Here is a 12,234-nt window from a genome sequence, read left to right as displayed (position 1 = left end):
TATCCCCTCCGAACCCCCATAATGAATACGTGAGCAATAAACCCAATGAAGGCGAAGAGTGGACTGCGCAGTCCGAAAAAGACGCTATCGATCACGTAATGGGATCGGAGCCTCTGCGGATAGAACAGTCTCTGTCTATCCCCTCCGACGCCCATAAGTCAGCGGCAACGCAACCGGATCTGCCGGAAGATGCTGAAAACCTCGATGAGCTTATGAGCGAAAATGACTCCGAGTCCATCGACCGCGCCGACGTCATTGGCGAGGGCGCCCGATGGTTCGCAGGTTGGTGCCTGCGTTTCCTCATCACCGCAGCGGCGCTGTACGTCAGCGCTATGATTCTGGGAAAGATTTGGGCTGGCGTTCTGCCGATTCTGTTGGCTTTGATTGTCTCCACGGTGCTGGCCCCGCCCGCCGTGTTCCTGATGAAGCACCGCTGGCCCCGCGCACTCTCCGCACTGACGGTCATCCTAGGCGCGCTGGCGCTGCTTGGCGGCGTTGTCGCGTTCCTCGCACCGACTGTGCAGTCGCAATTCCCAGAATTGCGTCGCCAGTTCACCGACGGCATTCAGGAAGTCCAGAACATCATTCAGGCTCCACCATTTAACGTCAAGGATGAGCAGATTCTCGACGCACTGGACCAGGGGTCCACATGGCTTCAGGAGCGCTCCGGCGATATCGCCAACACAGTCTTCCAGGGCATCTCGGTGGTCTCCTCGGCCGCCGTAACCTTGATGGCAATGCTGGTTCTGACGTTCTTCTTCATCAAGGACGGCCAAGACTTCCTGCCGTGGCTCCGCCGCCTGACTGGACGTCGCCTCGGCTGGCATCTCACGGAGGTGCTCACCCGCTCCTGGAACACGCTGTCGGGTTACATCCGCACGCAGGCTATCGTTTCGCTTATCGACGCGGTCTTCATCGGTGCCGGTCTTGCGATTTTGAATGTGCCGCTGGCAATGGTCCTGGCCGTGGTGACTTTCTTCGCTGGCTTCATTCCTATTGTCGGTGCGTTCACCGCCGGCTTCATTGCGGTGGTTGTCGCACTTGTTGCCAACGGCCTGACCACAGCAATCTTTGTCTTGCTCATCATCATTGCCGTCCAGCAGATTGAGGGCAATATTCTCTCCCCGATTCTGCAGTCCAAGGCTATGGACCTGCACGCCGCAATCGTCCTGCTGGTTGTCCTACTCGGTGGCGGTATCTTCGGCATCATCGGCGCCTTCCTGGCGGTGCCGGTCACTGCAGTCGTCGCGGTCTGGTTCCGCTACCTCGGCGACCTCACTGATTTGCGTACGGGCGACAAGACTGCAAAGGATATCGAGTTCGCCACGGACGCCGGATCAATCTCCGGCATTCAGATTGAAGCTGCCGGCCGTGCGATGCGCGACCGACTGGCTTCGTTCCGTCTGGGCAGTGATGACTCCGACAGCTCCGCGGAGAGCGCTGTGAAGGCAGATGCTCGCACCGCCGGTAAGGTTTCCCCCGATGCTGGTCCGACCAAGCAGGAAGAGGGAACGATGACCAAGGCCTTCCACAAGGTCACTGAAGTCGTCTCCGGGCCTTTCTCTAAGAAAAACAAGTAGGGCGAGATTCCAAGACACGGGCAGGCTCTTATACCGGGCTTGCCCGTTTTTATCACTAATAACCGGTAGGATACGCATTCGTGTCGAACAGATCAGCAATAACCCGTAAAGGCAGTGGGAACAAACCCCTGCTTCCACGCGTGCCAATGTTTGTGCCGCCGTTGCTGATGCTTCTGGCCGGAGTTTTTGGTTTGCTCTTTTCTGTTCCCAACGGTTCGCTTGGCAAGCCCTACTTCATTGCTTTTGCCGTGGCTGCTGTCGCCGGAACACTGTTGGTGGTTCCTCGCGGCCTGGTAGTTACCGTCGCTCAAATCCCCATTTTGTTCGCGCTTGTCACGTTTTTCACAGCGTGGTTTACCGGTTCTCTCGCCGATCCCGAAAATGGTGGCGCGACCGCGACGACCTCTAAACGCGCTCGCCTGGTGACCTCGGCATATCCCATCATCCAGCAGTTCCCGTGGCTGCTGATCTTGATGATCATCTGTGTCATCATCGCAGTATGGCGTTACCTCGAAATCACCCGCACCCAGGAGAAATCCCTCAACACCCAGCGCAAGGCCGCTAAACAGCGCCAGCATCGTGACGAAGCCGCTGTCGAATCCAGCTCTCAGGTGCGCCGTCGTCTCGCCGAATCTGATCGCCGCGTAGCTTCTCGCTCTCAGGAACGCCCTGCTTCACGACGTCCCGCTGCGGACATTATCCGAGATGCCGAAGCTCGCCGCCAGGCGCGCCAGCAGGCTGCACGCTCTCGGCAGGAGACTTCTCGTTCTGGTGCCCGACCGGCAGCGAGCGCCAGCTCGGCATCGCGCAACGCCGAGCAACTGCGTGAGCGACCAGTTGACCGCTCTGGGGAGCGCGCCCAGCAGCGCTCGAATTTCGCACAGCGGGCCCAGCAGCCAACATCCCGTTGGCAGTCTCGCCCGCATCCGGGACAGGCGCAGTTCACTCAGGATTCCACTTCGCCGAACTCGACTAGACAGCAGCCTCGTCGTCCGATTGAACGGCCAAACGCACCGCAGCGGCCAACGCAGGAGTTTCCCCGTCGTCAAGCGGCAGGAACGGCACGGATGTGGGGAGAACAGTCTTCGCCGGAGTCTCGGTCCGAAAAGCCTCAACAGAGTCCCGCACGCCCGGGGAGCAACCACCGTCGCACCGAGGAGTGGCCACCGCGACAGCAGCGCCCTCGCCAGGAACGCATAACCGGGCGCGATAGCAGGTCTCGTTACCGCAAGTAGCTCGGGCTTGCACTTTTACCGTCACAGTTGCCCACAGGCAGATTTAGCCTGTGGGCAACGTGCGTTTATTAGCAGGGCGATCCGCACCATCGTGTAAGTGTTGATGTATGTCGAAATTGGAAACGTCGGCCGAGAAACCGGTTCAGGTTCGACGCCTGAACCAGTTAGTCAAGGACTACATTGAGCGCCTTGGACAGATTTGGGTAGAGGGGGAAATCGCCCAGGTCAACTCCAAGCCGAGCTGGAAGCTCTCTTACATCACTCTGCGTGACACCTCCGCGGAGTTTTCGGTGTCGGTGACTTGTTCTACGGCGGCTCTGCGCAATAATCCGTTGCGCAACGGCGACCGCGTAGTGGTTTTGGGCAAGCCTGCGTTTTATGCCGGGCGGGGGCAGTTTTCCCTGTGGGCTACGGAGTGGAGGCCCGTGGGGTTGGGGCAACTATTGGCGCGGCTGGAACAGCTGCGCCAGGCGCTAGCGGCGGAAGGACTTTTTGATCCACGGCTGAAACGCCCTCTGCCCTACCTCCCCAACAAGATCGGGTTGATTACTGGTCGCGGTTCGGCGGCTGAACGCGATGTGCTTTCGGTCGCGGGTGCCCGCTGGCCCGAAGTGGATTTCCGGGTAATCAACACAATTGTGCAGGGCGCCAAGGCTGTTCCGGAGATTATTGAGGCGCTTGCACAGCTCGACGCCGATCCGGAGGTTGATGTCATCATCGTCGCCCGTGGCGGTGGCAGTGTCGAAGATTTGCTGCCTTTTTCAGATGAGGCTCTGATTCGTGCGGTGAGTAAGGCGACAACACCGATGGTTTCTGCAATCGGGCACGAGCCGGATACTCCGCTGTTGGATTACGTCGCTGATTTACGTGCTGCCACACCGACGGATGCAGCAAAGAAAACAGTGCCCGATGCTGCTGAGGAACGACGCCTCATTGCACAGCTGCGTGAGCGCTCCTCGGCATCCCTGCGGCGATGGGTTGACCGTGAAGTAGCTACTCTGAGGGATTTAACGTCGCGGCCGGTACTGCGCGATCCGCTCACTCCCATCCGCGTGCGTGAAGAGTTTGTCACGGCGCAAGTGGATCGGCTGCGTTTTCTCATCCACCGCAGTCTGGAACGCGAGGAGGCAGTGGTATCGGGATTGCGCGGCAAGGTTTCAGCACTTGGCCCCTCTGCCACACTCGCTCGCGGCTATGCCATCGTGCAGGCACAATCGGCTACTCAGCCGGAACCACAGATTGTGACCTCTATTGCAGATGCTCCGATGGGTTCCCAACTGCGAATTCGCGTCAGTGACGGCTCCATCTCTGCAGCGACGCTAGCTACGAAGCCGGCGAATTAGTAAGCAATGACTTTTCCAACCTTGAAGCTTTAACTACTAAATGTGAAGGACGTATTCGCTAATGAATGACAATGTTTTCGGCGCGGGTCAGGCTCCCTCTTCGGAGGAACAGGTACCGGTGGAGAACCTGAGCTACGAGCAGGCTCGAGATGCGCTGGTCGAGACCGTCAAGCTCCTAGAACTCGGACAGATGAGCCTGGATGAATCCCTGGCGCTGTGGGAGCGAGGCGAGGCGCTGGCCCGCCGCTGCGAGGAGCATTTGGCTGGCGCCCGGGCAAAGGTTGAAGCCGCCTTGGCCAGCAAGAATCAGGATGTCTCGGCTTCTGCCGAGAATGTGGGCGATGAGGACTAAAAAGAGACGAGAAACGATCGTCGGTTCATATCGTTTCTCGTCTCTTCGCTGATAGCTGAGTTCAGCTATTTTATGGCTCTAGTCGGGATTACCACTCCAGGTGAGTGCTCGACTCGGCCTACTTTGCTGGTGCCGACGGCATCTCGGACGCAGTCGGCTGCGGCTGTGACGAATCCGGCATTGTCGCGTCCGGATCGATTGGCTCGGCCTTCTGCATAGCCGCCGCCAACTGTGTGAACTCCTCGTCGTTGGCAGTGCCCTCGATAATTGCGCGGGAGTCACCGAGGTCCCCAACCCATACGCGACGCACGTTGTCCTCAGCCGGCTCATACTTAGTCCAGGTTGTACCTTCCACGTCAGTAGTACCGTCCCGGAGACGGTTCTTACCATCATCCGGCAGCTGACCTGCTTCCGCATCTGTTTGCGTGACCTGAATGAATGCTCCGCTAGCGGTGACATAGCCAATAATGGTCGTCTGCTTCCCCGCCGCCATACCCGCGCGGGTCGAGTTTGAAGTCCAGCCCTCAGGCACCTTCGGCAGGCGAACTGGATAGTCCACGCGCCGAGCCTCCACGTTCACGAATGGGGCAGCATCGACTTCGTGCACCGGACCGTTTTCCGGCTTCCCGGGGTTAAAACTGCACAGGCCGGTAAAGCCAATGGTGACAGCCACCGCAAGAAACATCACCACGAGGGTGAGAATCATGTCTCGACTGTCCTGCAAAATCCTAGGTTTCTCATTCGCCACGCGCTCAAGTATGCCAAAGGCCCCGCAACGAACCTAGTCATCATTCGCACCCGCACAGCTGCAGCTAGCAATACTTGATGACGGACGCTGTCGACGTCGTCAAGCGAACTGACACCGGAACAAACTTTTGATAACCGCGTGATGTGGGGGTTTAGCCCTGAAACTCCCCCCACTTTGGCGCTGCGTCCACCCCCGAACACCAAAAAGGTGGAACACTAGTAACAGATGCAAAGGCGCTAAAACTGATGCGCCAAACATCAATCAATAGAAATTGTTGCAACGCTAAACCCCAGTTTCCTGGCGTGGCGTCTCCCAGCACATTCTCAAACCTCAAAAGAGTTCTCAAAAACCACGGAAGGGCCAGAAGTCAATGAACGCCTCGAATCCTGAAGCACCAGATCGCAACCTTGCGATGGAGCTCGTCCGAGTTACTGAGTCCGCTGCACTGGCAGCTGGTCAGTGGGTCGGTCGTGGTCAGAAGGAAAAGGGCGACGGCGCTGCCGTCGATGCCATGCGTCAGCTCATCAACACCGTGGCTATGAACGGTGTCGTTGTTATTGGCGAGGGCGAAAAGGACGAAGCCCCGATGCTGTTCAACGGCGAAAAGGTCGGCAACGGCCAAGGCCCGGCCGTTGACATCGCGGTTGACCCGATTGACGGCACGACTCTGATGGCAGAGGGCCGCCCGAACTCTATCGCTGTTCTTGCTGCTGCAGACCGCGGCTCCATGTACGACCCGTCGGCTGTGTTCTACATGGATAAGATTGCTGTTGGCCCGGAGGCTGCCGGCAAGATTGACATCGAGGCTCCAGTTGAGCACAACATCAAGGTCGTTGCTAAGGCCAAGGGGCTGCGTCCGGAAGATGTCACTGTTGTCGTGCTGGATCGCCCGCGCCACGCTGACATGATTCGTGACATCCGCGAAGCTGGCGCCAAGGTTCGACTGATTGGCGATGGTGACGTTGCTGGCGCTGTTGCCGCAGCTCAGAACACGAACTCGGTCGATATCATGATGGGCGTCGGCGGCACCCCAGAAGGTGTCATCACCGCATGCGCCATGAAGTGTATGGGCGGCGAAATCCAGGGCAAACTGCACCCGCGCGATGAGGCCGAAATTAAGAAGGCTCTCGACGCTGGGCACGATCTTTCTCGTGTTCTGACCACCGATGACCTGGTCGCATCCGACAACTGCTACTTCGTTGCCACTGGTGTCACCAACGGTGACATGCTGCGCGGTGTCGCTTACCGCGGTAACGGCGCGTGGACCCGCTCGCTGGTTATGCGCTCCAAGTCCGGCACCATTCGTCGCATCGAGGCTTTCCACTCCCTGGAGAAGCTGCGCAAGTACGCCAGCATCGACTACGGCAAGGGCGAGATGCCTGACATCGATCTGTAAGTAACTACCCCTTTAGTGGTGCCCTCAGGGCACCACTTTTTTAACAAACTGATTCATACTTGAAGACGAATGCGCTAACGGTTCTGCATCGCATGAAAATTGCATGCGCAATGAGGGGTCGTTCTGCGCGCACTCAAGTTCCCCTAACTGAAAGAGGCAACGAATGACAGAGCAGCAGTTCCGCATCGAGCACGACACCATGGGCGAGGTTAAGGTTCCGGTTAACGCCCTGTGGCGCGCACAGACTCAGCGTGCAGTTGAGAACTTCCCGATTTCCGGCCGTCCGCTGGAGTCTGCACAGATTCGCGCTATGGGTCTGTTGAAGGCAGCTTGCGCCATCGTCAACAAGGAGCGCGGCCTGCTGTCTGCTGAGCAGGCAGATGCCATCGTCGCCGCTGCCAAGGAAATTGCCGAAGGCAAGCACGATGCTGAGTTCCCGATTGACGTCTTCCAGACCGGTTCGGGCACTTCTTCCAACATGAACACCAACGAAGTCATTGCGTCCATCGCAAAGGCCAACGGCGTTGAGGTTCACCCGAATGACCACGTCAACATGGGTCAGTCTTCCAACGACACCTTCCCGACTGCCACTCACGTCGCAGCAACCGAGGCAGCTGTCAAGGACCTCGTCCCGGGACTGAAGGTTCTGCAGGAGTCCCTGGCTAAGAAGGCCAAGGAATGGGAGACCGTTGTTAAGTCCGGCCGCACTCACCTGATGGACGCTGTCCCGGTGACCCTGGGTCAGGAGTTCTCGGGTTACGCTCGCCAGATTGAGGCTGGCATTGAGCGCATCGAGGCCACCCTGCCGCGTCTGGGCGAGCTGCCAATCGGTGGTACCGCTGTTGGCACCGGCCTGAACACCCCGGCGGACTTCGGTGCCAAGGTCACCGCTGAGCTCGTCGAACTGACCGGCATCAAGGAGCTGCGCGAGGCTCAGAACCACTTCGAGGCTCAGGCTAACCGCGATGCCCTGGTCGAATTCTCCGGCGCTATGCGCACCGTCGCAGTCTCCCTGAACAAGATCGCTAACGACATTCGCTGGATGGGCTCCGGCCCGCTGACCGGCCTTGCTGAGATTCACCTGCCGGATCTGCAGCCGGGTTCCTCCATCATGCCGGGTAAGGTCAACCCGGTTCTGTGCGAGACTGCCACCCAGGTCGCAGCGCAGGTTCTGGGCAACGACACCGCTGTTGAGTTTGCTGGCGCTAACGGCGCATTCGAGCTGAACGTCTTCATCCCGGTCATGGCACGTAACGTGCTGGAGTCCGCTAAGCTGCTGGCGAACACCGCACGCGTCTTCGCCGAGAAGCTGGTGGACGGCATCGAGCCGAACGTTGAGCGTATGAAGACTCTGGCTGAGTCCTCCCCGTCGATTGTGACCCCGCTGAACTCCGCCATCGGCTACGAGAACGCAGCTAAGGTCGCTAAGACTGCTCTGAAGGAAGGTAAGACCATCCGTCAGACTGTTATCGACATGGGCTTCGTCGACGGCGAGAAGCTGACCGAGGAAGAGCTGGACAAGCGCCTCGACGTGCTGGCAATGGCCAACACTGATCGTGACTAGTTCTTTCTGAACTCGAAGGTGTGAGAGCACCTTACGCATAAGACCCCGTAGTCTCACTTCGCTGAAAGACTTCGGGGTCTACTATTTTTCCTTAACGTCGGACAAGTTTCAGAGAGTGACTAACTATTCCCACCTATCGCCACACCATCGCATTTCCTCGCCGTTGCGTCGCCGAGTGGTTCTCCCGCCCAGGCGCTGTCACCCGCCTAACACCGGGGCTTCTCCCGATGTCACCGAGATCCGAATCCGCCAACCTCGCCGACGGCACGACCGTATTCTCCATGCCGGCTGGCCTCAAATGGATTGCACGTCACGACCCGGCCGGTTTCCTCCCCGGCCAGAGATTCATTGACGAAGTCACCAGCGAGCCCTTTCGCCGCATCACGGGGTGGAAGCACACCCACGTTCTCTCCGATACTCCGCTTGACGACGGCAGCGCTGGCACGGTTTTAGAGGACACCGTTGACACCAAGGTTCCGGTACCCGGGTTGGATTCGATGTTCGCCTACCGTGCTACGAAGGTTGCTGGCGACCTTGCGGCCGTCGATAGGCTTTCGGAGTATTTGGGGCATGTGCCGGAGCCGCTGACAGTGGCGATCAGTGGAGCTACGGGGACCGTCGGAACGCAGCTGCGCGCGCTACTGACCACGGCCGGACATGAGGTGATTTTGCTGGTGCGCTCACGTGAACAGACGGGTGTGGACAAGCGATATTGGGATACTGCGGCACCCGCAGCTGACTTGCTGGAGGGAGTCGACGCGGTCATCCATCTGGCCGGCGCACCGATTGCGGGGCGCTTCACGGAGGCGCATCTTCGAAAGGTTCGCCATTCCCGTGTCGAACCAACGCGAGCTCTGGCAAAGCTCGTTGCATCTACTGACAGCGTGAAGGTCGCGGTTGGAGCGTCGGCGGTGGGGTTCTACGGTGCGGATCGTGGCCCAGAGGTGCTCACCGAGGACGCTGGCCCTGGCGCGGAAGCGCAGCGTTACGACGGCAGCGCCGCCGCGGACAGTCTCTCGGCTATTGTGCGCGATTGGGAAAATGCATGGGATCCCGCTCGCGATGCAGGCAAGCGGGTCGTAAACGTCCGCACTGGTCTCGTGCTTGCTGGTGGCGGCGGTCTCTTGCCGCTACTAGCGGGCGTGGTGTTCACCGGGCTTGGAGGCAGATTGGGGTCGGGCGAGCAGTGGTTCCCGTGGATTGCTTTGGACGACCTGTTGGACATCTATCACCGGTCGTTGGCAGATTCCGGCCTTGCCGGACCTGTCAATGCGGTGGTGCCACTGGCTTTCGGAGTGAATAATGCGGAGTTCACGAGGGTATTGGGAGAGGTCTTGCACCGCCCGACGGCGGTTCCGATTCCTTCACTGGGGCCTGCAGTACTGCTGGGCAAACGCGGTGCTGCGGAGTTGGCTCTCGCGAATCAGAGAGTAGAGGCAGCAGCGCTGCAAAAGGCGGGGCACAGGTTCCGCTTCACTTCGCTTAACGACGCCCTGCGCCACGAGCTATTGAAGGAGAGGTAGCCTTCCACCGTGCCTACACAAAACACGAAGGTTGTGTAATTGAATGGCGCGTTGCGACTATCAACAACCCGACCCCTGCGCCTGAGTCCACGGCATCCTGAACAACCCAAAGATGCTCTCTGCATAGGTACTTAAACACCTGTTGACTCATCAACTTGCCATCACATTGCACTCGGTGTAACTTTGCACCTCGTGCAAATTGATGAGAATACCTATCACAGATTGGATCCGGGCCAACACCCCGAGTGCGGTCTCCGGGAGCTCAAAAGGTTTCAAACACACTGCGCTTTGGCCGATGCCGCGACCGCCCTTGTGTTGGATCGCGGATACGACCAAGTCAACATCGAAGACATCTGTCAGCGGGTCAATATCAGTCGACGCACATTCTTCAATTACTTCGACTCCAAGGATCAAGCCATCTTCGGCAACGGCATCATGTCATTCGATGCTGACGATGAAGAGGTATTCCTCGCCCAAATTCACCAAGACCCCATCGCGGACATGCTCGATTTCATCGAGAAAAAGCAGCAATCCCAGCTACTCCGATATAAAGAGCTGGGGGCAACCGAAGAGTTTCACCGTCTGCTCAAGGAGCGTATCCGCGAGATTTTGCGCAATGAGCCAAAGCTATCGACGGTTGTCATTTCGAATTTTGGCAACTCAATGCGCCGCGTCCGTTCTGCCTTTGAGCGCTATTTCGAGATGAATCCACAGTCGCGCACGCACCCCGAGCTGCCCGTCGGGCACGAGGTAGCACTGTCGGTCGGTTTCGTCCGCGAATGCGTGCTGTACTCATCGGCTCATCGGGACGAATTCACAACAGATACACCGCTTCACGACGCCGCCGACGTCGTTAAAAATTTCTGGAGGAGGAATAGTGACAGCTAGCAACACCACTGCTCAAGATCAAACCGACACCACGGTTTCTGACAACAAGTCCCACTTGGGAATCATTTTCTTCGCGCTCATTCTCACTATGCTGATGAGCTCGCTGGGGCAGATGATTTTCGCCACTGCCCTGCCGACCATCGTCGGCGAGCTCGGCGGAGTTGACCACATGTCGTGGGTTATTTCTGCATTCCTGTTGGCACAGACTGTGGCAATGCCGATTGTCGGCAAGCTCGGTGACATGATTGGGCGCAAGGGCCTGTTCATGATGGGCATCGCGCTGTTCATGGTCGGTTCCGTCATGGGTGCAATCACCAACTCCATGAGCCTGCTCATCGCCGCCCGCGCTTTTCAGGGATTTGCTGGCGGTACATTGATGGTTTCCTCACAGGCCATCCTGGCCGAGGTTATTCCCGCACGCCAGCGCGGTAAGTACATGGGCATCATGGGTGCTGTGTTCGGTCTGAGTTCCGTGCTGGGACCAGTGCTGGGAGGCTGGTTCACCGACGGCCCGGGCTGGCGCTGGGGCCTGTGGATCAACGTCCCGATGGGCGTGGTTGCACTATCGGCAGCTGCGGCCTTCCTGAAGCTGCCCCGACGCCAGAGTGAAGGAAACTTCGACTACATCGGCACGATGTTCTTGACTGCCGCTGCCTCGACGCTAATTCTCACCACCACGTGGGGCGGTACACAGTACGACTGGAACTCCGGGGTCATCATCTCGCTTATCGTTGCCTCTGTCGTTTCCTGGGTGCTGTTCTTCCTCACCGAGACTCGCGTTTCCAACCCACTGATTCCGACGCACTTGTTTAATAACCGGAACTTCGTGCTCACGACTGTGTCGGGTCTCATTCTGGGTATCGCGATGTTCGGCACTATGGCCTATATTCCGACCTACCTGCAGATGGTGCACTCAATGTCACCGACCGCTGCAGGTTTGATGATGACGCCGATGATGGTCGGCATGCTGCTCACCTCAATTGGCGTTGGCCAGATTATTTCGCGGACTGGTAAGTATCGCTTCTACCCCTTCGTCGGCCTGATGATTATGGCTGTCTCCCTCTACTTGCTGTCCACGCTGGAGACCACCACCCCGCTGTGGCAGGTTGGTGTGTACCTGTTCATCATGGGCTTCGGCCTGGGCACCGGCATGCAGGTTCTAGTTCTCATCGTGCAGAACTCCTTCCCGGTCGCGATGGTCGGTACCGCTACCGCTGCGAATAACTTCTTCCGCCAGATTGGTGGTGCGGTCGGTTCCTCCATTGTGGGTTCGATTTTCATCCACCGCATGAAGGACCTGGCAGGCGAACGCGTTCCGGCTGCTGTCGAACAGATCAAGGCCGCATCACCGGAGGCTGCAGCAGAGTTCGCAAAGCAGATGGGCCCGGAGGGCTTTTCCTCTAAGTCGATTGGTTCACTGACGCCGCATGTGCTGGATAGCATGCCGGCGCCAATCCATGAAGCGCTGATCTCCAGCTACAACGATGGTTTGACGCCGATCTTCTTGGTACTAATGCCAGTGATTATTCTGGCAGCAATCATTGTGTTCTTTGTTCGCGAGGATCCGTTGAAGGAAACCGTCGAATAATTAATTCGCGGGAGCCG

General features: G+C 58.3%; 10 protein-coding genes. 9 read left to right on the top strand and 1 reads right to left on the bottom strand.

Features of this window, described 5'->3' with window-relative positions; genetic code table 11:
• The first annotated feature begins 29 nt into the window (after positions 1-29).
• The 4 genes from ADB08_RS07915 (at position 30) to ADB08_RS07900 (ending at position 4,510) form a co-directional block, all read left to right on the top strand.
• On the top strand, positions 30-1,580 hold the full coding sequence (locus tag ADB08_RS07915; protein ID WP_049172279.1) for an AI-2E family transporter: 1,551 nt from the start codon (positions 30-32) through the stop codon (positions 1,578-1,580).
• 80 nt (positions 1,581-1,660) lie between these two features.
• On the top strand, positions 1,661-2,815 hold the full coding sequence (locus ADB08_RS07910; RefSeq protein WP_016423169.1) for a DUF6542 domain-containing protein: 1,155 nt from the start codon (positions 1,661-1,663) through the stop codon (positions 2,813-2,815).
• A 107-nt stretch (positions 2,816-2,922) separates the two neighbouring features.
• On the top strand, positions 2,923-4,158 hold the full coding sequence (xseA, locus tag ADB08_RS07905) for an exodeoxyribonuclease VII large subunit (protein WP_005510622.1): 1,236 nt from the start codon (positions 2,923-2,925) through the stop codon (positions 4,156-4,158).
• 61 nt (positions 4,159-4,219) lie between these two features.
• Positions 4,220-4,510, top strand: coding sequence for an exodeoxyribonuclease VII small subunit (locus ADB08_RS07900; protein ID WP_005510689.1), 291 nt, complete (start codon positions 4,220-4,222; stop codon positions 4,508-4,510).
• Between the two features lie 118 nt (positions 4,511-4,628).
• Here the strand turns inward: ADB08_RS07900 and ADB08_RS07895 are convergent, their stop codons facing one another.
• Complete coding sequence (locus tag ADB08_RS07895; RefSeq protein WP_005510716.1) at positions 4,629-5,258, bottom strand: DUF4245 domain-containing protein; 630 nt, start codon at positions 5,256-5,258, stop codon at positions 4,629-4,631.
• A 370-nt stretch (positions 5,259-5,628) separates the two neighbouring features.
• Between ADB08_RS07895 and glpX the strand changes: the two genes are divergently transcribed.
• The 5 genes from glpX to ADB08_RS07870 all read left to right on the top strand — a co-directional run bounded on the left by glpX (position 5,629) and on the right by ADB08_RS07870 (position 12,217).
• A complete protein-coding gene (glpX, locus tag ADB08_RS07890; RefSeq protein ID WP_005510610.1) occupies positions 5,629-6,654 on the top strand; it encodes a class II fructose-bisphosphatase in 1,026 nt (341 codons plus the stop codon).
• 163 nt (positions 6,655-6,817) lie between these two features.
• Positions 6,818-8,218: a class II fumarate hydratase gene (locus ADB08_RS07885; RefSeq protein WP_016423173.1), complete on the top strand. Its 1,401-nt coding sequence runs from the start codon at positions 6,818-6,820 to the stop codon at positions 8,216-8,218.
• 227 nt (positions 8,219-8,445) lie between these two features.
• Positions 8,446-9,741, top strand: a complete 1,296-nt coding sequence (locus ADB08_RS07880) for a TIGR01777 family oxidoreductase (RefSeq protein WP_239660042.1) — start codon at positions 8,446-8,448, stop codon at positions 9,739-9,741.
• 192 nt (positions 9,742-9,933) lie between these two features.
• Positions 9,934-10,629, top strand: coding sequence for a TetR/AcrR family transcriptional regulator (locus tag ADB08_RS07875; RefSeq protein ID WP_049172273.1), 696 nt, complete (start codon positions 9,934-9,936; stop codon positions 10,627-10,629).
• Positions 10,619-12,217 (top strand): MDR family MFS transporter, encoded by a 1,599-nt coding sequence (locus ADB08_RS07870; RefSeq protein WP_049172271.1) that lies wholly within the window; start codon positions 10,619-10,621, stop codon positions 12,215-12,217. The genes ADB08_RS07875 and ADB08_RS07870 overlap by 11 nt, the downstream gene beginning before the upstream one ends.
• Positions 12,218-12,234: the final 17 nt, after the last annotated feature.

The sequence above is a fragment of the Corynebacterium sp. 239_CJEI genome (assembly GCF_001055995.1).
GTDB classification, from domain to species: Bacteria; Actinomycetota; Actinomycetes; order Mycobacteriales; family Mycobacteriaceae; genus Corynebacterium; species Corynebacterium jeikeium_D.
This window is presented reverse-complemented; position numbering and strand designations above follow the sequence as displayed.

Coding starts and splice junctions, on each gene's coding strand:
- ADB08_RS07885 (WP_016423173.1), top strand. CDS start 6,818: ATGACAGAGCAGCAGTTCCGCATCGAGCACGACACCATGGGCGAGGTT.
- xseA (WP_005510622.1), top strand. CDS start 2,923: ATGTCGAAATTGGAAACGTCGGCCGAGAAACCGGTTCAGGTTCGACGC.
- glpX (WP_005510610.1), top strand. CDS start 5,629: ATGAACGCCTCGAATCCTGAAGCACCAGATCGCAACCTTGCGATGGAG.
- ADB08_RS07900 (WP_005510689.1), top strand. CDS start 4,220: ATGAATGACAATGTTTTCGGCGCGGGTCAGGCTCCCTCTTCGGAGGAA.
- ADB08_RS07880 (WP_239660042.1), top strand. CDS start 8,446: ATGTCACCGAGATCCGAATCCGCCAACCTCGCCGACGGCACGACCGTA.